Here is a 25,394-nt window from a genome sequence, read left to right on the forward strand (position 1 = left end):
GGCCAGACGATTCAGGTCCGTGAAATAGCCCAGCAGTTGTTCCAAGGCCAACCGTTCGGATTCGGTACTGTATTCTATAGTCAGCGTCGGCATCAGTATCCCTCCCAGATTGCCACGGCTTCCCCAGCCGGCTCCCATACCGTTCACAAATGCCAAAATCCAGAGGGGCACCCCAGCATAAACTACGCTCGACACGATCCGGAAAGTTGTTATAGCCCGCCGGTTCGGCGGCTTCGGGGGAAGCCCGCCGGTTCGGAGGGGGCACTGATGACGCGGTGCGGTTCGCTGCTGCTGATCGCGGCACTCTCGGCGGCGGGCGGGTGCGCCTCGTCCGCGAAGTACGTCGAGCGGAGAGGGGGCTCGGGTGTGGTCGCGGTGCCCGACGACTCGGACTCGTGGCCGAATTACAACCGGCGGGCGGCGCTCAAGCTGATCGAGCAGGACGCCGGGCCGAACTACGAAATCATCGACCAGCGCACCGTGAAGACCGGGCGCCAAACGCGCAGCTCGCTACCCGACACCAACGAGACGCTGAACCCGCGGCGCCCGGGCTCGCCGGGCTACCAGTCGTCCACGCACGCGACCTCAATGCCCGAGGCGACCGAGTTCCGAATCACCTACCGCCGCAAGGACGGGGCGGCGGTCGGCGACGCCGGCGCCGGGGCGCCCGGGGTGGTGCCGGCCGGCGGGGCGGCGCAACCGCGCCCGCAACCCGCCGGGGCGGTCCCGGGCGCGATGTCCTCGCCGTTCAACCGCCCGACGGTCACGCCGGCTGGCGGCGCCGCGTGCGACACCTGACGGTTCAAATGACCGAGCGCGGTCGCGCTCTACGCTATGAACATGAAGGATGATCCCCAACTGCGGCGCGACCCGGTCACCGGGCGGTGGGTCCTGATCGCGCCGCAGCGCGCCCAGCGGCCCATCAATTTGCCCGGGCACGCGCCGACGCACCGCACCAACGGGGAGCGGCACCCGTGCCCGTTCTGCCCGGGGCAGGAGGCCGACACCCCGAACGAGGTGTACGCGGTCCGCGACACCGGGACCGCGCCCGACGGTCCCGGCTGGCACCTCCGGATTGTGCCGAACATGTACCCGGCCGTTCGCCCCGATGTGGACGCGCCGGCGCCCGCCACGGCGGACCTGTTCGTGACCGCGCCGGCGTTCGGCACTGCCGAGGTGCTCATCGACTGCGCGCAGCACTACGACGACCCCACACAGCTCAGTGACAAGCAGTTCGCCGACGTGTTCCGGGCGTACCGCGCGCGGATGACGGCACTGGCGGCCGACCCGCGCCTCGCGCACGTGTCGGTGTTCAAGAACGTGGGCGCGGAGGCGGGGGCGTCACTCGGCCACTTGCACTCGCAGATGATCGCCACCCCGGTGGTGCCCGAACTGTTACGCACGGAACTGTCCTGCGCCGCCGAGCACTTCGGGCGCACCGGCCGGTGCGTGTTCTGTGCCCTCGTGCGCGACGAACTGGCCGACGGCGCCCGCGTGGTCGCCCGGTCGGAGCGGTTCGTGATCGTGACCGCGTTCGCACCGCGGTTCGCCTACGAGATGTGGCTCCTGCCGGTCGCGCACGAGCCCCGGTACGAGGCGCTTACCGACTACGGAGCGGACGAACTCGCCGCGCTCCTGAAGCGGGTGTTAGTCGCGCTCGACCGCGTTCAGAACGCGCCGGCGTACAACTGGTTCCTTCACACGTCGCCGCTACGCACCGGTGAGCTACCGCACTACCACTGGCACCTCGAAGTGCTCCCGCGGACCGCCCGCCCGGCCGGTCTGGAGTGGGGCTTCGGGTGCCACATCACGACCGTCGCGCCGGAACAGGCCGCGGCCGAGTTACGGGACGCGCTGCCAAAGTCATAAGAAGAGTAACGGCCGCAAAGAAGCACAAAAGGCTCAAAAGAGCCAAGGAACAGAGGGCGAACGCGTTCGAATCGCTCGTCTCCTTTTGTGCCTTTTTGCGGCTATTACTCCTGTTCTTGATGGCCTGCATATGCGCATCGGTATTTTCGGCGGTACGTTCGATCCGGTTCACATGGGCCACCTGATTCTGGCCGAGCAGTGCCGGGCTCAGGCCGGGCTGGATCAGGTGTGGTTCGTGCCGAGTTACGCACCACCGCATAAGGCGAAGGACATCACGCGGTTCGAGCAGCGCTGCGAGATGATCGAACTGGCGATCGCCGGGCACCCGGCGTTTCAGGTGAACCGGATCGAGAAGGAACTGCCGCCGCCGAGCTTCACGGCCAACACGCTTACGGAACTTCACACGCGCCACCCCGGGAACGAGTTCTTCCTGCTGATGGGGTCGGACTGCCTCCCGGACCTGCCCGGCTGGTACGAGCCGCGTCAGGTCGTAGAGCGGGCCGGGTTGGTCGTGGTGCCGCGCCCCGGCGTGATGCTCTGGACGGCGGCCCGACTCGCGCAAGCGATGGGGGTGCCCGAATCGGCGGTGCGGTTGCAGTTCGTGGCGTGTCCGATGATCGAGATCGCGAGCCGCGAGCTGCGCCGCGCGATCACGGACGGGATGAGCATCCGCTATCTGGTTCCGCGGTCCGTGGAGGAGTACGCCCGCGAGCGCAAACTCTACGCTGCGGTGTGACGCAGTGTTCGACAGGACCGTGCGCCCACGTCTGCGGGCACACGGCTTACCGCCAATCCCACACCGAGAAAAACAGTACCACGCTCGCCCGCCCGGAGCTATTCTCCGGAACCTCGTACTTACGGCTGGTCACCACCTTGCGGTTTCGGCCGTCCGGATCGGCCGTGATCAGTTGTGTCTCGCGCTCGGGGACCTCGCTCGGCTTCTCCAGACTGCGCTGCCAGGTGTACGCCACGCGACTGCCGTCTGGGGACCAACAATAACCGTGCGTTTCCCCGGGTTCGTCCACTGGAGTGCGCTTACCCGTAGCCAAATCCTGGACGTGCAGGCGGATTTTTGCCTGCTGGTCCTTCGCGGGCTTCGGGCCACTCATATAGAGGACCCGTTTCCCGTTCGGTGACAAGCGTCCGCCGTATGCGATTTCGTCGTCGGGGCTGATGTACTCGGGTTTGCCCGCCCCTTCGGCACTGAGCCAAGCCACCCGAACAGTATCGTCCGACGGGCGGACGTCCCCCAAGAACCGCTTACCGTCGGCCGACCAGCCGGTGGCGAGGCATCCGTCGGGGAGCTTTACGTCCGTCAGTTGTTTGGTGATTAAGTCATATACGCGGTGGGCATACTCCCGTTTTCCCTTGTCCCCGAAACCGGTCTCAACGATTAACGTGCGCCGCCCGTCCGCCGACCAGACCATGTGTCCCCCGGACCGGCCGGGTTGCCCGAAGACGAGAGGAACTGTGGCCGACTCATCTTGTTCCCTTCGGGACCGGATGACCAATTTCGCTCGCCCGATGTCCGCAGCGAATTCTAGCGCGGCCAGTCGTTGACCGTTGGGAGACAGGGACCCGTTCCATGCGGGCGGATCGATCTTCTCTTCTTCCTTGCCGTTCGCAGCAATGTACATGAGGTTTCCGTTGTGCTGAACTAAAAATGCCGCCGGCGGTGCGGCCCTCGGAACCGGCGCGGCGCTCACGGGGCGGTGTGCCGGGGCGGGGCTGAACCCGGCGACGAGTCCGGCGCCGACAACGAGTGCGACAGTAACCAGTCCGAACGCGGTGAGTTTCTTCGTTTTGGAAGCCATAAAGCGGGTGACCTCTTGGGCGAGTTCGTTGACGCGGGGGGAAGCGGGCTCGCTTACCGGAGTCCACAGGGCCGGGCACGAGGAGGCACGGGCGGATTGGGTAGCGGTTGAGATTGCGAGCAACCCGACCGGGAGCGACACTCCCCAGCGGGAGAGACGGCGACCGAGCAACACGCACCCCCGTCGGACACGGCCTTTGACGGCGCCGGAACTGACTCCGAGTGCGGTCGCGGCCTCGTCCCGGGTGTAGCCCTCCACGTAGCACAACAAGAGCGGTAGACGGTAACAGTCGGGGAGTCGGTCGAGTTCGGCGTGCAACAAATCGCACGCTTCCCGCCAACTCAGGTCCGGTGCCGGTAACGGGTCGGCCGGCTCGACATCCCCGAGTGGACCCGGTCGGCGCCGGCTCCGTGTCCGGAGCCGGACCGAGACCCGGTGGGCCACGCCACCCAACCACGGTCCCAATCCGGACCGGTCGCCCGCACGGCCTGCACGCTGGACAAGTACCAAGAACGTGGCCTGGGTTGCGTCCTCAATGTCGCTCGGATCGGACAACACCCGGGCTGCGACGGACCAGACGAGCCGGGTGTATCGGTCGATGAGAACTTTGAACGCGGTCTCGTCCCGGTCGCTCGCAAATCGCGCAAGCAACTCGCTGTCCGGGGTCTGCGCGTATCCGGCAGTCTCAGCCATTCGACGGATGAACCGGCCCGCGCTCTGATTTGCCATCACACCCTCCGCTCGCGTTCGCGCACTGCCTTCATAGTGCCGCGAGCGGTGCCGCCGGTGCGCGGAATTTTTCGGACTGACGCGCAAGTCCGGGGAGCCATGTTCCTGATCCAATTCCGCACGATGTTGAGCCTTGTGAGTACATTTCAAAACGCGGGGCGCGACTCGGACGACATTCTGAACCACTGTCGTGATGCGAACGCGGCACACGTTCGCGGGTGCTGGGTCGTGGATCTGGTGCTGGGAAAGGGCTGAACGCGGTCCGGTTCCCTTCGCGTGGACCTAACCCCCGACCCCTTCCCTGAAGGGAAGGGGTGGCGCCGCGAACGTGTGTGGTTCCAACGCGATACAAGCGCGAGACGTTTTCAGTCCGTTTGATTCCCATTCGCGCTGGATGCGATACGTGCGCTCACCCCTTCCCTTCAGGGAAGGGACTGGGGGATAGGTTCTTCACCGTGCCGCCGCGGCGCGGTATCCTCTCTCCCATGTCAATCACCGTTCTCGCACTCGCGTCGTACTTCAAAGGCAACCGGTTCCTCGAACGGCTCAAGGCCGAGGGGTGTACCGTGTACCTGCTCACCGTCGAGACGGCCCTGGGCGAGCCGTGGGCGCGGCACGCCTGCGACGACGTGTTCGCGGTCAAGAGCTTCCTGGACAGTCGCGCGCTCGTTAACTCCGTCGCGTACATCATGCGGACGCGCAAGATCGACCGCGTCGTGGCCCTCGACGACTTCGACGTGGAGGTCGGCGCGTACCTGCGCGAGCACTTCCGGCTCACCCACACCGGGCACAACGAATCGACCGCACGCTACTTTCGCGACAAGCTCGCGATGCGCGCCCGCGCCCGCGAACTCGGCATCCGCATCCCCGACTTCACGCCGGTCTTCAACCACGACGACGTGCGCGCGTTCCTGGCGCGCGTGCCGGGGCCGTGGCTCGTCAAGCCGCGGTCGGAAGCGAGCGCCGCGGGCATTCGCAAGGTGCACACCCCCGACGAGGTGTGGAAGCGCATCGACGAACTGGGCGACGATCAGTCGTTCTGCTTGATCGAGCAGATGGTGCCCGGCGACCTGTTCCACGTCGATTCGCTGGTCGCGAACGGGAAGGTGATCTTCGCGGAGGTGAACGCCTACTGGCGGCCGCTGCTCGACGTGTACCAGGGCGGCGGCGTGTACGCGACCCGCACGGTGCCGCGGGAGCGCCCGGAAGTGGCGGCGCTGAAAGCGGCCAACGCCCAGGTGCTCGACGGGTTCGGGTTGGGCTGGGGCGCGTCGCACACCGAGTTCATGAAGGCGCACGCCGACGGGCTGGTGTACTTCATCGAGACCAGCGCCCGCGTGGGCGGGGCCAACACGGCCGAAATGGTCGAACACGCGACCGGCGTGAACCTGTGGTCCGAGTGGGCGCGGCTCGAAGTCTGTCGCGGGACCGACGGCTATGAACTGCCCCCGCTGAAGCAGAAGTTCGGCGGGGTGGTGATCTCGCTCGCGCGCCAGGAGGAGCCCGACACGTCCGGGTTCACCGACCCGGAAATCGTGTACCGGCTGAGGATGAAGAACCACATCGGCTTCGTAGTCGCCGCCGACACGCCCGCGCGCGTCGAGCAGCTTTTAACGGCGTACATGGACCGGATCGCTCGCGACTTCGGCGCGGTGCTTCCCGGGGCCGACAAGGTCTCGACTTGACGGCCCCGGGCTTGCAAGGGCCGGAAGGTCACTTCGCGGGCGGAACCTCGAACGCGACCCCGGCGAACACCTTCACGAACTCCGGCAGCGGTGCCCGGAACTGGCCGTTCTTCGTCTGGTATCCGTACTCCATGCCCGGCTTCCCCTTCGGAGTGAACGACTGCCCGTGCGGGTTCCAGAGTACGATTTCGTCGGTTTTCGGGTCGAAGCCGATCACCGCGTAGGCGTGGTTCCCGTCCACGTTGGGCACCCTGGTCCCGCCGCTCGCGGTGCCGCACGTTACGAGGCGCTTCTCCGCAAACGCGGCGGTTAATTTCTTGCGCAGATCGTCGAGCTTGGCACCGAACTCTTTTTCGCTGAGTTTTTCTTCCTTGGCGAACTTGCAGGAGAACCGTTCGATCGGGTGCCCGGTGACGACCTCAATCGTGCTCCCGGCCGAACCGCCTTTCGCGAGCAGGTCGATCAGGGACGCGGGCTCGCCGTCGCTCTTGGCCTTTTCGACACGCAGCAGCCCGACCGCCTTCTCGTACACGTTCACCCACACGCCGTCCGGGCCGGTGGTGGCGGTCAGCGCCAGTTCCGCGTCGGTGAGCGCCGGGACCGCCACGTCGCGCGCGCCCAACCGCACGAGGTACGAGCCGTCGCCCTGCTTGCGGATCATCTGCACCACGTCTTTGGGGTTGCGGCACACCATCGAGCCGAGCGGGGCGAGGCAGAAGCAGTCGCCGAGCCGCCCCTGGTGGAGCGTTTCGAGGCTCGGCACGCCCTTCGGAAACAGCTCACGGTTCGCGCCGCTGATGCGCTCCAGGGCGGATCCGTACATGGCGTTCAGGTTGGGGCGGTCCTTCGCGGTGCTGGCCGCGAGTTCGAGGATCGCGTCCTTCGTAAGCGCCGGCAGCTTCGTTTTCGTGTTCCGCACCGCCCGCTTCAGTGAAACGACGGCCGCGGCGTCTGCGCCCTTGATCTCGGGGTTGGAAACGGCGCGGTCGATCTCTTCGCGGGTGAGGGTGCCGTTCTTGTCGGCGTCCCACTTCGGGAACGACTCCTTCACCCGATCGGCGAAGGTGGGCTTTGGTGTGTCGGCCGCGCCCGCAGTGGCGACGCACAGCAGGAGCGTGAACGTGACGAGGTGACGCGCGGTCATTGGATGGGTGATCCGGGGTGGGATGAGAGGCTCTCTAACCAAAATCACGACAACGGCGCGCCGGCGGTGACAGGCGGCTCCCACAACATGGACGGCCGTGCTGACCGATACGCGGGCGTCGCGCACGGACCCCTTGGGTTGCCCGTAAAGCCCTTCGCGGGCAGCCCATCTGTCGGTCTGGCGTTGACCCTCCACGCTTAGCTCCTGTGAGGCCCGACGAAGCCACAAACAGGAGAGCGATTCATGTCGGACGCGATTCACGGCCTGCTCGATCCGAAGAACTGCACCATCATCTTCATCGACCATCAACCCCAGATGACGTTCGGGGTCACCTCGATCGACCGTCAGGCGCTGCTGAACAACACCATCGGGCTCGCTAAGGCCGCCAAGGTGTTCAACGTGCCTGTAATTCTCACCACGGTTGAAACGGAGGCCTTCAGCGGGAACATGTGGCCCCAGCTCACCGAGCTGTTCCCGGGGCAGAAGCCGATCGAGCGGACGAGCATGAACTCGTGGGGCGACAAGAAGTTCGTCGCCGAGGTCGAACGGATCGGTCGCAAGAAGCTGGTCATCGCCGCGTTATGGACAGAGGTGTGCCTCGCGTTCCCCGCGATCCAGGCGATGGAAGCCGGGTACGAGGTGTACGCGGTCGAAGACGCGTCCGGCGGGACCAGTGAGGTGGCCCACCGGTGCGCCATGCAGCGGGTCGTTCAGGCCGGGGCCGTCCCGGTCACCTGGCAGCAGGTGATGCTCGAACTCCAGCAGGACTGGGCGCGGCGGGAGACCTACGACGCCGTCATGAAGATCGCGCTGGAGCACTCCGGCGCGTACGGCCAGGGCGTAGAGTACGCCTACACGATGGTCCACAAGCAGCCGCCGTACCCGACCCGGCTCAAGGCGGGGCACTGATCCGATGCCCGCCGATCCCGTCACAGTGGTCGTCACCCGCGTGGTGCGCCCCGGGCACGAGGAGGCGTTCGAGCGGGCGCTCCGGGAGTGGGTTCCGCGGTCCGTGACGCACCCCGGCCACCTGGGGGTGCTCATCCTCCGCCCGCCGGCCGGCGGGCGCGAGTACGGAGCCGTGCTCCGGTTCGAGTCGTGGGGCGCCTGGGAGAACCTCCGCGATTCGGACGACTACCGGGCCTTTCTGGAAGCGATTCGAGACCATCTGGAACATGACCCGCGGGTCCACACGGCCTCCGGTCTGGAAGCGTGGGTTGCTCCCGCCGGAGCGGCGTTCGTGCCCGTGCCGCCCCGGTGGAAGCTCGCTCTGCTCACGTGGGCCGGGGTCAATCTGACGGCCCTGGTTCTGACCTTCGTTCTCGCCCCGTTCACGGCCCGTCTTCCTTGGTTTGTGGGCTTCTTGATCTTTAACGCGGCCGTGGTCGCCGGCCTGACGTGGGTCGTCATGCCGGTTTTGAGCCACATGGCCCGGCGGTGGCTCCGGCGCACGCCCGGTGCCGGCACCGATCACTCGTAGCGCAGGAGCGAGGCATGACCGCACCGGATCTGATCCTTCACAACGGCAAGATCACAACCAACGACACGCCAAGTGAGGTCTCGGCGATCGCGTTCGCCGGGGGACGGGTGACCGCGGCCGGTGCCGACGACGACGTTCTGAAAGCCCGGGGGAACGCGACCCGGGTCGTCGACCTGGGCGGCCGGCGCGCGATCCCGGGGCTGAACGACTCGCACCTGCACCTCATCCGGGGCGGTCTGAACTTCAACCTGGAACTCCGGTGGGACGGGGTGCCGTCGCTGGCGGACGCGCTCCGGATGCTGAAGGAGCAGGCCCGGCGCACGCCGGCTCCGCAGTGGGTGCGGGTGGTGGGCGGGTGGAACGAGTTCCAGTTCGCCGAGCGGCGGATGCCCACGCTCGCCGAGGTGAACGCGGCGGCGCCGGACACCCCGGTGTTCATCCTCCACCTGTACGACCGCGCTATCCTGAACGCCGCCGCGCTCCGCGCCGTCGGGTACACGAAAGACACGCCCGAGCCGCCCGGCGGCGAGATCCAGCGCGACAAGAACGGGAACCCGACCGGCATCCTCATCGCCCGGCCGAACGCGATGATCCTCTACGCGACGCTCGCGAAGGGGCCGAAACTCGGGCCGTCGGACCAACTGAACTCGACCCGCCACTTCATGCGCGAGCTGAACCGGCTCGGCGTGACGAGCGTCATCGACGCCGGCGGCGGGTTTCAGAACTACCCGGACGATTACGAGATCATCGAAGACCTGCACCGCCGCGGCGAGATGACCGTGCGCGTGGCGTACAACCTGTTCACCCAGAAGCCGAAGGGGGAACTCGAGGACTTCGCCCGGTGGGTCGGGATGACGAAACCGGGATCGGGGAGCGATTACTATCGAATGAACGGGGCCGGGGAGATGCTCGTCTTCTCCGCCGCCGACTTCGAGGACTTCCTGGAGCCGCGCCCCGACCTCGCGCCCGGCATGGAGGGCGAACTCCATCGGGTGGTGAAACTCCTGGCCGAGCACCGATGGCCGTTCCGGCTGCACGCCACCTACGACGAGTCGATCGGGCGGTTCCTCGACGTGTTCGAGGCGGTCGACCGCGAGGTGCCGTTCGCCGGCCTGCGGTGGTTCTTCGACCACGCCGAGACCGTCACCGAGCGCAACCTGGAGCGGATCAAGGCCCTCGGAGGGGGGATCGCCGTTCAGCACCGGATGGCGTTCCAGGGCGAGTACTTTGTGGACCGGTACGGCCCCAAGGCCGCCGAGCACACGCCACCGATCCGGAAGATGCTGGAGATGGGCATTCCGGTCGGCGCCGGCACCGACGCGACGCGGGTGGCGAGCTTCAACCCGTGGGTGTCGCTGTACTGGATGGTGACCGGGCGCACGGTGGGCGGGCTCGCGCTGTACCCCGAGGCGAACCGGCTCGACCGGGCGACGGCGCTGCGGCTGTACACGCAGGGCTCGGCATGGATGTCGGCCGAGGACGGGCAGAAGGGGGCGCTCGCGGTCGGCCAGCTCGGCGACCTGACTGTGCTCTCGGCGGACTATTTTACCGTTCCGGAGAACGAGATCCGGGGCATCGAATCGGTGCTGACCGTGGTCGGCGGGAAGGTGGTGTACGGCGCGGGGGCGTTCGCGCCACTCGCCCCGGCGCCGCTCCCCGTTTCGCCCGACTGGTCGCCGGTCGGCGTCTACGGCGGGTACTACTCCGGCGGGCCACAGGCGGGCACACCTGCGATGGCCCGCTGCTGCGCCCAAGGATCGAAGTCTCACGGTCTGTTGCACCGCCTGTTCGGCCCGGCGCCACAGACCGGCGCCGATCCGTTCTGGGGAACCGGCTGCTCGTGCTGGGCGTTCTGAGAATTGATGGTGGAATGGACGGCTTCGTGGCTTCGTTCCGGCCCACATCTGCTTCGTGTTCACGAAGAAGATGTTGACAGGATCAACAGGATAAACAGGATTTCAAACTAATTGGCTTTCATCCTGTCTATCCTGTTGATCCTGTCAAAATTGTTTTGGTCTCTCCACGAGGCTCGATCGCGGTCCTCTGGCGCTCGCAGCCGACTACCGGCCCAAAACGAGCTGCTCGGCCTCACGCCGCAAGATCTGATAAATCCAGGTCTCCCGATTGTCCGCAGGCGCCGACGCCCAGTTGAACGACCGAACGGCGGACGCCAGCGTCTTCTGGGCCAGTTCGGTCTGGCCGCGGCGGTGCTGGACCATCGCCAGAACGAGACCGGGAGCCGGCCCCAGCACCTTCCCGCCGTCCCCGGTCAGAGCGGCCGTCGCGGCGTCCAGACGACCCGCCCGGTACTCGGCGAGCCCTTTCGCAAACAGGAAATACGGCCGCGCCCAGGCCGGCGGTGGGGGCTGCGTCTGGGTGAGCGCGCGGTCGATCAGCGCCACCGCGCGTTTCAACTGATCCGCCTCCGGCACCGGTCGCAGCAAGTACGTTCGGCCGACTCGCTCGGCCACGCACGGGTCGGTTGTCGCTCCGAACCGTTCGACCAAGACTTTTCGGACACGGAGGTACTCGTCCTCGTCGCCGAGGAGCAGACACAGTTCGGCGTAGCCGTCCCACTCGTCGTGCGTCAGCGGGTCCGCCGCAATCGCCTTCCCCCACGCGACCCGGGCGTCCGCCGTTCGGCCGCTGGCGAACAAAAGTGCCCGCAGGCTCCGCTGGGTGCCGGGCAGTCGCGGGTCGAGTTCCACCGCCCGCTGGTACTGTGCCAGGGCTTCGGCTTTCCGACCGATTGCTTGCAGGCTGTCGCCGTACGCCGACCGGAGGATGGCGATGTCCGGCGCGAACCGCAGGCCGATCTCGGCCATTGCGACCGCTTCGTGGTGGTCGCCCTTTGCGGACAGGGCGATGGCCGCGTTGTAGTAGGACGGGAAGCACGCCGGATCGAGTCGCACGGCGGTGCGGTACTGCTCGAGGGCCTCGCCGGGGCGGCCGCACCGGGAGAGGGTGATGCCCAGGTTGTGGTACACGACGGCCGCGTCCGGCCGCAGAGCCTGGGCCACCTGAAGGTAGCGGAGTGCGTCTTCGCACCGCCCGGCCAGATCGAGCATCCGCCCCAGGCTGTGGTTCACCCAGAAATCTCCCGGGTGGGCGCGGCGGACCCGAGTCAGAAACGGCACCGGGTCTCCACCGCGCGCGTGAAACGCCTCGGCCAGCGCCAACATGAGCGGAACGGACTCCTGATCGACGTGGGCCGTCGTCATCAGTTCCCCGAGCGCTTTCTGGTCCTGCCGGGTCGCTGGGGTTCGAGCCGCCGACCGCCAAACGGTCGGTTCGGATTCCGCCCGTTCGGCCACGTCTAGGAGCCAGTTCCGTCGTGCCTCGGGGGCAAACAGGGTCGCCCAGTCGTCGAGCGCCGCGACGAGTGCGGTCCGAACGGACGACTCTCGCACCCGCCCGGCAACCACTTCCGCGGACTCATCCGGGCTACCGAATCCGGCGTCCCGGAACGCCGCTTCGTAGGCGGCCGCTGCTCGTTCGTACGTGAGCACACCGCCCCGAGACTCAGAGCGAGTCAGGCGAATCGCGTCCAATCGCGTGACAAGGTCGAGGTCGCTGGCGCCCCGGTCCAGGAGGCCCTGGTGCTCGGTTGATCCGCCGTCCGCGAGCCGGACCCGTACCCGGTCCAGTACCGCCCGGGCTTCCCCCCAGCGTGATTTCTGCAAGAGGGCACGCATTTCCGCCAAGTCGTCCGCGGCAGCCCGCTCGGCCGCCGCTCGCTCCGCTGCCCGCGCGCGTTCGGCCTCGGCCCGGTCCGCGACCAGCCACCACGCCCCGCTCAACCCGCCGACGGCGAGCAGCACGACAACCCCGACCGCGGCTGAGAACGCCGGCCGCCGGCGCACTCGGCGCGCGAGCCGTTCCAGTCGCCCGTCCGGCCGGGCTGCGATGGCTTCGCCGCGGAGGAAGCGCTCGAGATCGTCGGCGAGGCGCGCCGCGCCGCCGTACCGGCGGTGCGGCTCTTTCTGGAGGCAAACCAGGCAAATGGTTTCAACGTCGCGGGGAACGGTGACGATCACCCGCGCCGGCGGAGTCGGGTCGGAATTGACCACGAGGTGAACCGTCTCGCCCGCGGTCCGCCCCCGGAACGGCGGCCGACCGGTCAGCAGCTCGTACAGGATCGCCCCCAGCGCGTACACGTCGGCGGCCGGGCCGGCGGGCGCGGCAGCGGCCCGGGTCTGCTCCGGGGCCATGTAGCTCGGCGTTCCGAGCGCCGCGCCGCTCTGGGTCAGCCCGGCCGCGTCGTCGAGCAGTCGGGCGAGCCCGAAGTCGCTGATCTTCGGTGTGCCGTCAGGGGTAATGAGGACGTTGGCCGGCTTGAGGTCGCGGTGAACCACCCCGACCCGGTGCGCCTCGGCGACGGCCCGGGCTAACGCCGCGACGAGGGCGCAGGCCTGGCGCGCCGGCTGGGGGGCACCACCGAGCGACTCGGCGAGCGTGCCCCCCTCGACGTACTCCATCGTGTAGTAGGTCTGCCCCTCGGCCTCGCCGACGTCGTAGACGGCCACGATGTTGGGGTGCCGCAACTTGGCCGCCGCCTCGGCCTCGCGCACGAACCGCTCCCGCTCGCGCGGCCCCGCGTACGCCCCGGCGAGGGCCATCTTCAGCGCGACCGGGCGGTTGAGCCGGAGGTGCCGCGCCCGGAAGACGATCCCCATCCCGCCGCGGCCGACGACCGCCTCCACCGTGTAGCCGGGCACGCACGGGAGCCGATCGGTGTGCCCGGGCGGGGCCGGCGCGCCGCCGTTCGACGGGGGGAGCCAGGCGTCGAGCTCGTCCCGCAAATCGCAGATCCGCTGCCACCGCCGGCGGACCTCGGGCAGCAGCTCGGGCGTGCCCGCGCAGACCTCTTCGGGGGTGCGACCGGAGTCGAGCAGCTCGTCAAGCAGTTCGTCGATGGCAGACGGGTCGGACATGCTCGGCCTTCTCACGCGTCAAATCGGTTCACCCGCTATTACTCTGAGCGGAACCCGTCGTCCCCTCGGTCGGTTGCAGGTCCGCGAGCAACTCGGCCAGGAGCCGCAGGGCGCGATCGACCCGGCGCTTGATTGTTGTCGCGGACACGCCGAGCACGGCCGCCGCCTCCGTCATCGGCAACCCCTGAACCCGGACCAGGTCGAACGCGTCCCGCTCGTCGGGCGGCAGCGCGTCGATCGTCCGCAGGATGCGCCGACCGGTCGGCGAGAGGCTGGAGTCGCCCCCCGGCGCGGCCACCTCGTCCCCGACCTCTTCGGCCCGCGGCTGCTCGTCCAGCCGGCGCGCCAGGTCGTTCAGCTCCCACCGAATGTGCTGGCTGGCGAGCGCGAAGAACTGCCGCACGTTGGCCGGGCGGGCCTCCCGGAGGGCCTTCAGCAGCCGCTCGACGACGGCCCCGATCACCTCGTCCGCGTGCAGGTTCAGCGGGGGCCGGGTCAGCCGCGGGTACCCGCGGTGGAGGAGCGTCGCGCACAGGTAGCCGAGGCGGTGGGCCGACCGCCCCAGCAGCGAGCGGACGATCGGCTCGGCGGAGGAATCGCCCGCGATGTCGTCAAGGAACTGTTGAACCAGTGCGGTGGTCTCACCTGCGGCCATGAGCTTGCCCCCTACCAAGCGGTCCGGGTACGGGCGGAGCGAGTTCGCGGTGGTGCCCACCCACGCTTAGCTATTCTAGGGCGGCGCGTTCGTACCGCCTTCCAACACCGGACCAAGGTGGATTCCTTCGTCACCCGGCTGACCTGCACGTTCTAACCATCCGACAGGAGGAGCCGATATGTTTCGAGTCGCATTCGTCGCGTTCGCCGCACTCTTCGCCCCGTTTGCCCTCCCCGCCCGCGGGGATGATGCGAATGCGGTCAAGGAGACCGTCGTCGCCGGCCCGGGGGCGGTCGCCCTCAAGGTGCGCATGGAGGGACCGTACACGGCGGACGTGCCGCTCCAGGTCGTCTGCTACTTCAAGTACACCGCGGCCGGGGCGAAGAAGATGACCGGCGCCCCGGTCGAACTGGACAAGCACCTGGGGGGCGTCATTGCGGCCCTCCGGGAGCGCGGGGAGTTCGCGGGCGACGAACTCGAAACGGTGCTCATCACCCCGCCGGAAGGGGCCATCAAAGCGAAGGCCCTGTTGCTCGTCGGGCTCGGAGAGGAAGGGAAACTGTCGCTGCAACTCATGGAGCGGGTGGGGCGCGTCGCGGCCCGGGAAGCGGTGCGGCTCGGCGCGAGGAAGGTGGCGTTCGCCCCGCTCCTCCGGGACCAGGGGAACGACACGCTCAAGACCGGTGACGTCGAGGCCGCGGTCGTCCGAGGGGCGCTGACCGCCTACGACACCGAGCGCCGGCTCCAGAAAGAGGGACTGGGCAAGGGCGCCACGATCGAGGAGTGGTGGGTCGAGGCCGGCCCGGCCTACTACGACGAAACGGTCGCGGGGGTGAAGCAGGCCGCGGCCGGGGCGAGCGAACTCATCAAGGCCCGGAACGCGGCGCCGTACACATCGAAGGGAAAGTAGCGACCGACGGGCTGCAGTTGTCGATGTTGGCTTTGTGGCACAGACATTCCTGTCTGTGCGGCCTTCTCGCGCCGCACAGACAGGAATGTCTGTGCCACAAGAAACAAACACAACCAACTGGTCAAGCAATCCGAGCAGTTCGTCACCGTGAACTGCGAAGGTTCGGGAGCAGTGCGGTCAGCAGGCCGATGAGCGGCAGGCACGAGCACACCTTATACACGTACCCGATGCTCGTCTGGTCCGCGAGCCAGCCCAACACCGCCGCACCGAGGCCGCCCATTCCGAACGCGAACCCGAAGAACAGCCCGGCCACCATTCCCACCCGGCTCGGGAGCAGTTCCTGCGCGTAAACCATGATGGCCGAGAACGCCGACGCCAGGATGAGTCCGATCGGCACGGTCAGCACCGTCGTCCAAAACAGGTTCGAATAGGGCAGGATCAAAGTGAACGGCAGCACGCCGAGGATAGAGCCCCAAATCACCGCCTTGAACCCGACCCGGTCCCCGACCGGGCCGCCGAGGAACGTCCCCGCTGCCACTGCCCCGAGGAACACGAACAGTCGAACCTGCGCGCCCTGGACCGACACGTCGAACGTCTCGATCAGGTACAGCGTGTAGTAGCTGCTCAGGCTCGCCAGGTAGAAATACTTGGAGAAGATCAGGCACAGCAGCACCCCGATGGCGAACGCCGCTTTGCCCGCCGACACGGGCGGTAGGGTGGGGCGCGACTTCTTCATTACGCGCGCCGCCAGGTGTGCGCGGTACCACCGCCCGACGCGGAACAGGATCACCATCGCGGCCACCGCCGCGACCGAGAACCAGGCGATGCTACCCTGGCCCCACGGCACCACGACGAACGCGGCGAGTAGCGGCCCCGCGGCCGACCCGGCGTTCCCGCCCACCTGGAACAGGGACTGCGCGAACCCGTGCCGCCCGCCAGACGCCAGCCGCGCGACCCGCGACGCCTCCGGGTGGAAGACCGCCGATCCGACGCCGACGAGGGCCGCCGCGAGCAGGATGAGCGGAAAGGTGTTCGCCACCGACAGCAGGAGCAACCCGCCGAGCGTGACGCTCATCCCCAGCGTCAGCGAGAACGGAAGGGGGCGGCGGTCGGTGTACAGGCCGACGAGCGGTTGAAGGAGCGACGCGGTGAGCTGGAAGGCCAGGGTGATGAGCCCGATCTGCGTGTAGGTGAGGGCGTAGGACTCCTTGAGCACCGGGTACACGGCCGAGATCAGCGACTGGATCGTGTCGTTCAGCAGGTGCGACACGCTGAGCGCCACAATAACCGTGAGTGCCGTCGTTGCCGCCGCCGGTGCCGTTTGTTGTTCTTCCGTTCCGACCACCACATACCCCCGTGTTAATCCGTCTCCGCACCGACACCGCTCGCGCCGTCAAAGTTCACTGTGTCGGGAGGAAAGGATACCCCGTGCCGGGGCACGCATTACGTGATATCCTCATACCCGCGGAGCGGTCCCCACCGTTTGCAAGGAACGCGGGCTCCGGCGGTATCTCGAGTTGCCCTCCGCCGCGCCTGTCCGACGAGGATCCCGTGATGGCGCTCAGCCGTTTGCCGCTTGGATACTGCGCCAACGTCCACCCGGCCCGAACCTTCGCCGACCTCCTCAGCGGCCTCGACCGCTTCACCGTGCCCGTGATGCGACGGATCGGGCGACCGCTGGGAGCCGGGCTGTGGCTCGCCCGGCCGGTCGTCGACGAGGTTCTGGCCGCGCCGCACGGAACTGCCCGGCTCGCCGACGAACTGAAACGTTGCGGGCTCACGGCACACACCTTCAACGCGTTCCCTTACGGCGATTTCCACGCCGCGCGGGTGAAAGAGAACGTGTACCTGCCGGACTGGACTTCGGTGGAGCGGCTGGCTTACACGGAGCGGTGCGCGACCGTGCTCGCCGCACTGCTGCCCGAAGGCGGCGAGGGGTCCATCTCGACCCTGCCGATCGGGTTCAAGGGATTCAACAGCCAGCCCGGGTTCCTCCAGGCCGCCGAGCGGCTAACGGATTGCGCTCTCACCCTGGCCCGCCTCGCGGCCGAGAACGGGCGCGTGATCCGGGTGGCGATCGAGCCCGAGCCGTTCTGCCTGCTGGAAACGACGGAAGAAACGATCGAGTTCTTCCACGTTCTTTGGGGAGTGGCCGCTGCGCGCGGGGCGGAAGAGGCCGTGCGGGAGCACATCGGGGTGTGCTACGACGTCTGCCACCAGGCGGTAGAATTCGAGGACCCGGCCGCCTGCGTCGCCGCCCTGGACCGGGCCGGGGTGCGGGTGAACAAGGTTCAGGTGAGTTGTGCCGTCGAGTTGACGGACCCGGCCGAGAACCGCGCGGGGCGTGAGGCCCTGCGCCAGTTCGTCGAACCGCGATACCTGCACCAGGTGTTCGCGCGGTTGCGCGACGGCCGGACGGTTGGCGCAGTGGACCTGACCCCGGAGTTCCTGAACGATCCCGGACCGGAGTTCAAATCGGCCGAGGTGTGGCGCATCCACTTCCACGTTCCGGTGGACGCGGAACGGCTCGGGCCGCTCGGAACGACGCGGTCCGCACTCGCTCCGGCCCTCGCCGCCGTCGCGGCGCTGAGCTATGCCCCGCACATTGAGGTGGAAACGTACACCTGGTCGGTGATGCCAGGGCAGGGGGGGGCCGATCTCGTGACGGCGCTGGCGAACGAGATCGAAGCCACTCAGAAGATCATGAACGACCTGGGGTGACGACTGATTGTAGCTGTTCTGTGGCACAGGCATTCCTGTCTGTGCGGCCTTTTCTCGCCGCACAGACAGGAATGCCGGTGCCACAAAGATAGCGGCCCAAACTGACACGAAGCGAAAAGATCGATCGCGTTGGCCGAAATTAGATCGTAACGGAAGAGAAGCCGCCGTCCACGACGATGTTCTGCCCGGTCACGAACCCGGACGCCCGCTGCGAGGCCAGCCACACCGTCGCGCCCGCGAGTTCTTCGGCGGTCCCGAAGCGGCTCATCGGGGTGTGCCCGATGATCGCCTGACCGCGCTCGGTGTAGGTGCCGTCGTCCTTCAGGAGCATCCGGCGGTTCTGCTCTGCTGGGAAGAACCCCGGGCTGATCGCGTTCACCCGCACGCCCTTCGTGGCCCACTCGCGCGCCAGCCACAGCGTCAGGTTTAACACCGCGGCCTTCGATGCTGAGTACGCCACCACCCGCGACAGAGGGATGATGCTGGCCATCGACGCGATATTGATGATGCTCCCTTTGCCCGCCGCCACCATCTTCTCGCCGAAGATCTGGCACGGGTAGAGCGTCCCCCCGACGAGGTTCAGGTCGAACACCGCGTTCCACCCCTCGGCGCCCATCTTGCAGAAGTCGCCGCCGGGTGCGATGGTCCCTTCGGGTTTGTTCCCCCCGGCCCCGTTAATCAGAACCGTGACGTTGCCGAGCTTGGAAATGATCGTGTCGCGGGCGGCGGTGAGCGACTCGCGGCTCATCGCGTCCGCCGAAACGAAGATCGCTTTTCCGCCGGCCTGCTCGATGGCGCGAACGCGCTCCAGGCCGCGCTCCTCACTGCGGCCGACCACCGCGACGGTCGCGCCGGCGGCCGCGAGCGCGTCGGCCATCGCACCGCCGAGCACCCCGGTCCCGCCGAGCACCGCGGCCACTTCGCCTGTGAGGTTAAACAGATTCGTCATGTGAAACCTGGATTGAAGAGAACTCACCGCAGAGGAGGTTCCCTCCGCTGCGGTGACATCGGTGTTTTGCTACCCGACGAACAGCGGCTTCAGGTGCCGGTCGAACAGGTTCGTTGTCACGTTGCGCGACACCGCGGCCTCGCACACCTTCAGCGCGTCGAGGTACTGGGTGCCCATTTGTGCCGCGACCTTGAACCCGACGTGGATCAACTGCCGCAGCGACGGGTTGAACAGCGGGTTCGACTGGTCGTGGCGCAGGGCGCCGACGAACTGCTCCGAGGTCCAGCCGTTCACCTCGTCGGCGCCCGGCAGTTGCGCGGCGTCGATGTCGATGACGGTCGCGTAGGGGGCGCACAGCTCGTCTTTCTTGGCGAGCGCCTTGCCGTAAATGGTTTTCGCCAGGGCCAGCCCCTCGCCGCCGCTCTCGGCCAGCCCGATCACCTCTTCGAGCCACGTGGTGCCGGCGGTCTTGAGGTGGACCCCGGCGCCCGTGTCCCGCAGGGCGCGCCGGATCGGGCCGTACAGCGAAAACTTGTCGCTCCCGGAGTGGACGCTCAGCTTCAGGCTCGCCGGGAGCCGGTACTTCTGCACCGCGTAAGCGATCACCGCCAGGTCGTCGCGGAACTCGCGCTCGAACTGCGCCACGTTGCCGACGTAATCGACGCCCTTGTTGAACCGGCCGGTGAACTTCGGGGCGATCGTCTGCAGCGGCACCCGCTCGTCCGCCAGCGCCGCCAGGATCAGCAGCAGCTCCTGCGGCGTCTGGGGCGCGTCGGTCTCGTCCATGGACACTTCGGTGATGAAGTTGTCCGACCCCTTCGACCACGAAATCTTGTTGTAGATCGCGCCCGCGTCCTTGACGGCCTTGAGGTACTTGCCGATGATGCGGGCGATGTCCGCGGGCGCGAGGGTGAACGGCTCGGACACCCCGGGGATGGCGATGGTGCCGAGCAGCTCCGGGTGCCGGGTCGTGAAGATCTTGATCGCGTCCGCGGTGGCCGGGCGCCCGATGGAGTCCGCCACGTCGATGGTGTAGAAGTCGCAGGCGGGCAGGAACCGCTCGACCGTTTCGAGCCGGATGTGGTCGGCGTCGACGTGGTAGGGCTTGGTCCAGTTAAGCTCTTTCACCGCCGCGTCGGCGCTGGTCCGCACGCTCGCCGGGTCGGACCCGATGATGGTGTGCTCGCGGTTCGACTTGTTCCACACGGGGGTGACTTCTGCGCCGGCCGCGGCGGCGAGCTGGCACGCTCGGAGTTGCGCTTTGGCTTGGTGTGCGAACCGGTCGCCGACCCCGACCGAGAACTTGCCGAGCGTGAGCATGAGGGGGTACAGCCTTTGGGGTGTGGTGGGGTGATTGTAGCGGGCCGCCGGGCCATTTACGATGTGAGGACCGCTATTCGACTGGTGTGCGCGCGGCGAATCTGTAACCAATCTCGTAACCCAGTCAGTCGCGCGATACAATATAACTAGTGCGCCCGCACCCGGGCGCACACCGGGCGTGTACCGCGCCCGTTTCTCGCTCCCGGCTTCGCCCGTTACTCGTAGAGGTTCAATACCGGAAACATGCAAAAAACAAAAGAAGAAGCGATCGAAGTGGAGGGCCGCGTGACGCAGGCCCTCGCGAACACCACGTTCCGCGTCCAACTGGACATCGGCGGAGAAGTGGTCGCGCACATCGGCGGCAAGATGCGGAAGCACTACATCCGCATCATCCCGGGCGACCGGGTGAAGGTGGAGATCTCACCGTACGACCTGACGAAGGGGCGGATCACCTTCCGTATCCGCGGTTAGTCGGCACTCGCCTGGCGCCGGCTCCCGCCGGCGCGGCTGACCTTTTTGAGGCCGCACCTGCTTAATCCGCGTCCCACACCACGACGCGACCCAGGTCACCGCCGGCCGCAAGGCGGAACCCGTCCGGTGCGTAGCTCACGCAGTACACGCGACCGATGTCCCATTTGAAACTGGCCCGCTCGTTGCCCGTGGCAACGTCCCACAACCGCACCGTGAAATCGAAGCTGCCCGTGGCGACCGTTCTCCCATCCGGCGAGAAGGCCACGCACAGCACCTGCCCCTTATGCCCCTTCAGTACGGCACGTTCTCGTTTGGCCCGGAGGTCGTAAAGCTTGGTGCTCCGGTCGCTCGCGACCGCGAGCACCGAGCCGTCGGAGCTGAGCGCGATGGCGGGGCAATCGCTCGCCTGCGGGAACTCGGTCATCGGCTTCGGCGTGGTGATGTCCCACACCCGAACCTTGCGGTGGCCGGTCCCCCATGCGACGATTTTCTTGGACGGGCTGACGGCGATCGTCCGGACGCCGTTAGGTTCGGTGAAGTGCGGGCTTTGCTTGCGGTCGTTCGACACGTCCCAGATCTCGAGCGCCCCACCGCTCGCCTTGAACCGGTCGCCGGTGCCGACCGCAACGGTTTGCTCGTTGAGAACCGTCAGGGCCGTGACCGGGAGCGACGCCTTGGAGTCGACCTCCTTGGAACTGGCTTCTCTCCACCCGCTCTCGGTCTGCCGGTAACGGTACCACCCGGAGGCACCGCCCACGAACAGCGCGGTGCCGCTCGGGGAAAAACTGAGCGCGTGGACGGGCGACGATTTGGGCGAGCGCTCCAGCACGGGCACCACGTGTCCGGCGGCGTCGCGCACGAAGACGGAGCCGTCGCGGGCGCCCGTGGCGAGCGTCGACCCGTCGGGGGAGAACGCGACGGCGTACACGACCGCCTTGTGAACGACGGTGGCCGTTTCGTCCCTGTGGTCTTCGAAAAGGAGCATCGTCCGATCAACTCCGCGACCGCCGACCCGAACCGAACCGGGCTCCCCGCAACCGGCTCCGATCCGGTATCCTGGGAATTGTACACCCAAACCCGGCGCGTGCGACAACATGGAAATCGAGTGGACCGAGCGCGACCCTGACACCAGGGACAAGCGCACCGTGCGGGCCGAGCGGTTCGCCCGCAAGTGGGGTTTCAAGGTGCAGACACGGCGGTACGAGCCGTGGGTGCCTGTGCCCCAACCCTCGCGGGACATGTGGGAAACGCTACTCGACGCGCTCGAGCGCCGCTATCCCCGTCGTGAAGGAGTGACGGACGAAGACCTGAAGCAGGTTCGCGCCATCGTCGCGGCCCTTCCGGCGGAAGAAACCGATTCGCCCGACGAGTGAGCCCCGTTTGTTTGCAGGACGCACACATGCCCTACACGCCGATCCTCGCCACCCTCGGCTACGTGTTTTCACCGGACGGAACCCGCGTGCTGATGGTCCACCGGAACGCCCGCCCGGGGGACTTGCACCTCGGCAAGTACAACGGCCTGGGCGGGAAGCTCGAGCCGGGCGAGGACGTGGTCGCCGGGATGCGGCGCGAGATCCGCGAGGAAGCCGGCATCGAGTGCGACGCAATGCAACTGGCGGGGACCATTTCGTGGCCCGGGTTCGGAAAGGGCGGCGAGGACTGGTTCGGATTCATCTTTCGCGTGAACCGGTTCACCGGTGTTCCACATAGCGCCAACGTGGAGGGGACGCTGGAGTGGGTGGACGTCGAGCGCGTACCGGCGCTCCCGCTCTGGCCGGGGGACAAGTTCTTTCTCCCGCTGGTTTTCGACCGTTCGGGGCCGCAGTTTCACGGCGTCATGCCGTACCGGGACGGGCACCCGCTCTCCTGGAACTGTAGCACCGTTACCGCCAACGTTTGATTGTGCGGGTCGGGGCGAATTCGCCGGATCGGGGAGAAACCGGCTTCCTGCGCCCTTCATGCCCACCGGGGTGTGCTACAGTTCGGCAGGAATTCAGTCCCTCCCTCCGCCGCGCGCGACACCGGCAGCGGAACGATTCACAGGGGATGTGGTGTTGTCTGCCCTTCCCAACAACATCCGTTCGACCACGCCCGGCGCGTTCGTCCCCGCCGTCGGTGCGGAGCCGTCGCCGGGGTACCGGCTCCGGTGCGTCCGCGGTCGCGGCGGGTTCGCCGAGGTGTGGGAGGCGGAAGCGCCGACCGGGCCGCCGGTGGCGCTCAAGTTCATGCCGACCTCGAACACGGCCACCACGGCCCGCGAGCTGCGGTCGGTGAAGTCGTTTCAGGGGATGGAGCACCCGTACATCGTCAAGACGTACGACGTGTGGTCCATCCCGGGCTACCTCGTCATCAACATGGAACTGGCCGAGGCAACGCTCCTCGACCTGATGCAGGTGTACCGCGACGAGTTGGGGCAGGACATCGAGCCGGCGACCCTCTGCCTGTACCTCTGGCAGGTGGCCGAAGCGCTGGACTTCCTGAACGCCCGGCAGCACGTCCGCGACGGCCGGCGGGTCGGGTTCCAGCACGGCGACGTGAAGCCGAACAACATCCTGCTGTTCGGCGACGTGGCGAAGCTCACCGACCACGGCCTGGCGACCCCGACGCACGCCCCGAGTACGCCGTGCGCGCGCCAGGGGACGCGCGAGTACGCAGCCCCGGAAGTGTTCCTCGGGTCCATCTCTGACTGGTCGGACCAGTTCAGCCTTGCGGTGACGTATTACGCGCTGCGCACGGGGACGTTTCCGTTCGCGCCTCCGGTGAAGGCCGCGTCCCGGTCGTCGCTGCGCCCGCTCGCGAACCTGAGCGGCGTGACCGACGCCGAACAGCCGGCCCTGCGGCGGGCGCTGGCCCCGGTCCCGCAGGAGCGGTTCCCGAACTGTCTGGAGTTCATGGCGGCGCTGCTCAAGGCCCTGAAGTTGCGTGTCGAACTGCCCGACGGCGAGGGCGGCCGGATGAAGGTGACGCGCGAGGCGGCGATCAGCGCCGGGTCCGGGGTTCGCAAACTGGCGACACCCGCACTGAGCGTATCGTCGGCCGCCCGAAAGACCCCGTTCGGCAGCGGTAACGTGTAGCCGTAGTGGTCCACGGCCCGTTGATGGTGTCTGTTTTGTGTTGGTCTTTGTGGCACGGACATTCCTGTCTGTGCGATATTCTCACGCCGTACAGACAGGAATGTCTGCGCCACAAGAAACAGACACAGTCAGCCGGATCGAATCTGGACGCGTTCCCGTTTGAGTTTACACCGCCGCGAGAGCGGCCTTCAATTCCCGTAACAGCCTCTCGATGTCGTCGTGCGTGTTGTACCCGTGAACCGCAACGCGGAGCCGGCCGGTCGGGTTCATGACGTGAACGTTACCCGCGTGGAGCCGGGCGTTGATCTCGGCGGCCTTCGGGTGCTTGAACGCCAGAATCCCCGCGATGTGATCCGGCTCGTCCGGGGTGAGCACCTCGACGGGGAGCTTCCGTAGCTCGGTGAGGCAGTGGAGTACGAGCGGTCGCGCGTGCGCGTCGATGTTCGCCACACCCACCCCGCGCAAGTACTCCAGGCCCGCCCGGACGGCGTAGAGGGCGGGGTAGTTCGGCATCCCGACCATGAAGCTCGCCGCGCCCGGCTTGCTCTTCACGGCCTCGAAACTGCCCGGCCCGAACGCGTCTTCGAGGTTGAACCACCCGCCGGCCGGCGCGGTCCACTCCTTCGCCCGGTCCTTCGGCACGCCAACCAGCCCGCCGCCGTGCGACGCCAGAATCCACTTGTGCGTGCTGCTGACGATGAGGTCGGCGCCGCGCAGGTCGAGCGGGATTCGCCCGATCGCCTGCGTCACGTCCACCCCGAGCAGCGCGGGCGAGTGCTTCCGGACCGCTTCCACGATCGGCGGCAGCGCCACCGTGAACCCGTTGTAGAAGCTCACCAGCGACACGTTCACCAACCGCGTTCTGGGACTCAGCAGCGGAATTAAGTCTTCTACGTGCAGGGCGCCGCTGCGGTGCTTCCAGAGGCGGAGGGTGGCCGGGCACGCGGGCTGGAGCCACGGCGTCGAACTGGCCGGAAAATCGAGGTCGGTGCAAATCACCTCGTCGCCCGGCTGGAGTTGCAGCGCGAGCGCGGCCAGGTTGTACGCCTCGGACGAGCACGAACAGATCCCGATCTCCGCGGCCGTCAGTCCCAAGAACTCGGCGGTGAGTGCCCGCGCCGCCTCCCACTGCGCGGCGTGGGGCACGCGGCCGTCCATGCCGAGTTGCTTGTCCCGAAAGTACTGCGCGAGCGCCTCGCCGACCGCCAGCGGGGGAACCCCTTCCGCCGCGGTGTTGAGGTAGGCACGGCCGTCGAGGGTCGGGAAGTCGCGGCGCCGGGATTCGCTGGTGAGCATGGTCACACTTGGAAGAGGGGGACGGGGCGTTCACCTCACTGTATCGGTGCGGTACGGATTTCACCGCCGACACTGCCCGGCAGCATAATGGCCGCAGCGGAATGAGTCGGTCGGTAGTGGCTTTTAGCCCATGCGGGGCTCGTGTTCACAAAGACAGGTTTTGACAGGATCAACAGGATATCGAATTGATCGGTCTTCATCCTGTTCATCCTGTCGATCCTGTCAAAATGCTCTTGGCCTCTCCGTCTCGTGTGAGTGCCACATTGCCCTCGCCTCGAGTTGGCAACGCCCCCGAGCGAAGCTCATTCCGCCCCGCGTTCTCAAGAAGACGCGATTGAAATCA

General features: G+C 67.3%; 24 protein-coding genes and 1 pseudogene. 14 read left to right on the forward strand and 11 right to left on the reverse strand.

Translation table 11 applies throughout. From position 1 onward, the window contains the following. The first annotated feature begins 267 nt into the window (after positions 1-267). The 3 genes from GobsT_RS38055 to nadD all read left to right on the forward strand — a co-directional run bounded on the left by GobsT_RS38055 (position 268) and on the right by nadD (position 2,605). Positions 268-798: a hypothetical protein gene (locus GobsT_RS38055; RefSeq protein WP_010040204.1), complete on the forward strand. Its 531-nt coding sequence runs from the start codon at positions 268-270 to the stop codon at positions 796-798. 42 nt (positions 799-840) lie between these two features. Then, a complete protein-coding gene (gene galT / locus GobsT_RS22420) occupies positions 841-1,869 on the forward strand; it encodes a galactose-1-phosphate uridylyltransferase (RefSeq protein WP_033198342.1) in 1,029 nt (342 codons plus the stop codon). A 130-nt stretch (positions 1,870-1,999) separates the two neighbouring features. Next, positions 2,000-2,605, forward strand: coding sequence for a nicotinate-nucleotide adenylyltransferase (nadD, locus tag GobsT_RS22425; protein WP_010040211.1), 606 nt, complete (start codon positions 2,000-2,002; stop codon positions 2,603-2,605). A 46-nt stretch (positions 2,606-2,651) separates the two neighbouring features. Here nadD and GobsT_RS39870 read toward each other — a convergent pair whose 3' ends face one another. Continuing rightward, on the reverse strand, positions 2,652-3,683 hold the full coding sequence (locus GobsT_RS39870) for a hypothetical protein (RefSeq protein ID WP_232068410.1): 1,032 nt from the start codon (positions 3,681-3,683) through the stop codon (positions 2,652-2,654). Positions 3,684-3,869: 186 nt separating this feature from the next. Further along, positions 3,870-4,412 (reverse strand): annotated as a pseudogene (locus tag GobsT_RS41185) (RNA polymerase sigma factor); the annotation flags it as partial. A 99-nt stretch (positions 4,413-4,511) separates the two neighbouring features. Here GobsT_RS41185 and GobsT_RS38060 point away from each other — a divergent pair. Then, positions 4,512-4,667 carry a hypothetical protein gene (locus tag GobsT_RS38060; protein WP_010040215.1) on the forward strand — a complete coding sequence of 52 codons (156 nt, stop codon included), beginning with the start codon at positions 4,512-4,514 and terminating at the stop codon, positions 4,665-4,667. A 230-nt stretch (positions 4,668-4,897) separates the two neighbouring features. Next, entirely contained in the window at positions 4,898-6,097 is a 1,200-nt protein-coding gene (locus GobsT_RS22435; protein ID WP_010040217.1) for an ATP-grasp domain-containing protein, read from the forward strand. A gap of 28 nt (positions 6,098-6,125) precedes the next feature. Here GobsT_RS22435 and GobsT_RS22440 read toward each other — a convergent pair whose 3' ends face one another. Continuing rightward, complete coding sequence (locus GobsT_RS22440) at positions 6,126-7,241, reverse strand: C2 family cysteine protease (protein ID WP_010040219.1); 1,116 nt, start codon at positions 7,239-7,241, stop codon at positions 6,126-6,128. A 243-nt stretch (positions 7,242-7,484) separates the two neighbouring features. On the opposite strand from GobsT_RS22440, the gene GobsT_RS22445 reads away from it, so the two are divergent. From GobsT_RS22445 to GobsT_RS22455, 3 genes are read left to right on the forward strand one after another with little or no spacing between them, the layout of a single operon-like run. Next, the gene (locus GobsT_RS22445; protein WP_010040221.1) at positions 7,485-8,150 is read left to right on the forward strand and encodes a hydrolase; all 666 of its coding nucleotides are present in this window, start codon (positions 7,485-7,487) and stop codon (positions 8,148-8,150) included. 4 nt (positions 8,151-8,154) lie between these two features. Beyond that, the gene (locus tag GobsT_RS22450; protein WP_010040223.1) at positions 8,155-8,721 is read left to right on the forward strand and encodes an antibiotic biosynthesis monooxygenase; all 567 of its coding nucleotides are present in this window, start codon (positions 8,155-8,157) and stop codon (positions 8,719-8,721) included. A gap of 14 nt (positions 8,722-8,735) precedes the next feature. Then, positions 8,736-10,577 carry an amidohydrolase gene (locus GobsT_RS22455; RefSeq protein ID WP_010040227.1) on the forward strand — a complete coding sequence of 614 codons (1,842 nt, stop codon included), beginning with the start codon at positions 8,736-8,738 and terminating at the stop codon, positions 10,575-10,577. Between the two features lie 204 nt (positions 10,578-10,781). Here GobsT_RS22455 and GobsT_RS22460 read toward each other — a convergent pair whose 3' ends face one another. Next, the gene (locus GobsT_RS22460; protein WP_010040229.1) at positions 10,782-13,655 is read right to left on the reverse strand and encodes a protein kinase domain-containing protein; all 2,874 of its coding nucleotides are present in this window, start codon (positions 13,653-13,655) and stop codon (positions 10,782-10,784) included. A gap of 28 nt (positions 13,656-13,683) precedes the next feature. Then, positions 13,684-14,370, reverse strand: a complete 687-nt coding sequence (locus GobsT_RS22465) for a sigma-70 family RNA polymerase sigma factor (protein ID WP_010040231.1) — start codon at positions 14,368-14,370, stop codon at positions 13,684-13,686. A 118-nt stretch (positions 14,371-14,488) separates the two neighbouring features. Here GobsT_RS22465 and GobsT_RS22470 point away from each other — a divergent pair, with 118 nt between their 5' ends. After that, positions 14,489-15,220: a M17 family peptidase N-terminal domain-containing protein gene (locus tag GobsT_RS22470; RefSeq protein WP_010040233.1), complete on the forward strand. Its 732-nt coding sequence runs from the start codon at positions 14,489-14,491 to the stop codon at positions 15,218-15,220. Positions 15,221-15,362: 142 nt separating this feature from the next. Here GobsT_RS22470 and GobsT_RS22475 read toward each other — a convergent pair whose 3' ends face one another. Next, positions 15,363-16,568, reverse strand: coding sequence for an MFS transporter (locus GobsT_RS22475; RefSeq protein WP_010052334.1), 1,206 nt, complete (start codon positions 16,566-16,568; stop codon positions 15,363-15,365). A gap of 206 nt (positions 16,569-16,774) precedes the next feature. Here GobsT_RS22475 and eboE point away from each other — a divergent pair, with 206 nt between their 5' ends. Continuing rightward, positions 16,775-17,941 carry a metabolite traffic protein EboE gene (eboE, locus tag GobsT_RS22480; protein ID WP_010052331.1) on the forward strand — a complete coding sequence of 389 codons (1,167 nt, stop codon included), beginning with the start codon at positions 16,775-16,777 and terminating at the stop codon, positions 17,939-17,941. Positions 17,942-18,080: 139 nt separating this feature from the next. Here eboE and GobsT_RS22485 read toward each other — a convergent pair whose 3' ends face one another. Then, on the reverse strand, positions 18,081-18,890 hold the full coding sequence (locus tag GobsT_RS22485) for an SDR family oxidoreductase (RefSeq protein ID WP_010038646.1): 810 nt from the start codon (positions 18,888-18,890) through the stop codon (positions 18,081-18,083). A 69-nt stretch (positions 18,891-18,959) separates the two neighbouring features. Next, positions 18,960-20,210 (reverse strand): tagaturonate epimerase family protein, encoded by a 1,251-nt coding sequence (locus GobsT_RS22490; protein WP_010038647.1) that lies wholly within the window; start codon positions 20,208-20,210, stop codon positions 18,960-18,962. Between the two features lie 243 nt (positions 20,211-20,453). Here GobsT_RS22490 and infA point away from each other — a divergent pair, with 243 nt between their 5' ends. Beyond that, positions 20,454-20,681: a translation initiation factor IF-1 gene (infA, locus tag GobsT_RS22495; protein WP_010038649.1), complete on the forward strand. Its 228-nt coding sequence runs from the start codon at positions 20,454-20,456 to the stop codon at positions 20,679-20,681. A gap of 61 nt (positions 20,682-20,742) precedes the next feature. On the opposite strand, the gene GobsT_RS22500 is transcribed toward infA, so the two are convergent. Further along, a complete protein-coding gene (locus GobsT_RS22500; protein ID WP_010038651.1) occupies positions 20,743-21,666 on the reverse strand; it encodes a WD40 repeat domain-containing protein in 924 nt (307 codons plus the stop codon). Positions 21,667-21,775: 109 nt separating this feature from the next. Here GobsT_RS22500 and GobsT_RS22505 point away from each other — a divergent pair, with 109 nt between their 5' ends. The 3 genes from GobsT_RS22505 to GobsT_RS22515 all read left to right on the forward strand — a co-directional run bounded on the left by GobsT_RS22505 (position 21,776) and on the right by GobsT_RS22515 (position 23,755). Beyond that, positions 21,776-22,054: a hypothetical protein gene (locus GobsT_RS22505; protein WP_010038652.1), complete on the forward strand. Its 279-nt coding sequence runs from the start codon at positions 21,776-21,778 to the stop codon at positions 22,052-22,054. Between the two features lie 26 nt (positions 22,055-22,080). Further along, a complete protein-coding gene (locus tag GobsT_RS22510) occupies positions 22,081-22,581 on the forward strand; it encodes an NUDIX hydrolase (RefSeq protein ID WP_010038653.1) in 501 nt (166 codons plus the stop codon). A 154-nt stretch (positions 22,582-22,735) separates the two neighbouring features. Continuing rightward, a complete protein-coding gene (locus tag GobsT_RS22515; protein WP_157506659.1) occupies positions 22,736-23,755 on the forward strand; it encodes a serine/threonine-protein kinase in 1,020 nt (339 codons plus the stop codon). A gap of 165 nt (positions 23,756-23,920) precedes the next feature. On the opposite strand, the gene GobsT_RS22520 is transcribed toward GobsT_RS22515, so the two are convergent. Further along, positions 23,921-25,051, reverse strand: coding sequence for an aminotransferase class V-fold PLP-dependent enzyme (locus GobsT_RS22520; protein WP_010038658.1), 1,131 nt, complete (start codon positions 25,049-25,051; stop codon positions 23,921-23,923). A gap of 35 nt (positions 25,052-25,086) precedes the next feature. Continuing rightward, positions 25,087-25,251, reverse strand: coding sequence for a hypothetical protein (locus tag GobsT_RS38065; RefSeq protein WP_157506662.1), 165 nt, complete (start codon positions 25,249-25,251; stop codon positions 25,087-25,089). Positions 25,252-25,394: the final 143 nt, after the last annotated feature.

This window comes from Gemmata obscuriglobus, assembly GCF_008065095.1.
GTDB lineage: Bacteria > Planctomycetota > Planctomycetia > Gemmatales > Gemmataceae > Gemmata > Gemmata obscuriglobus.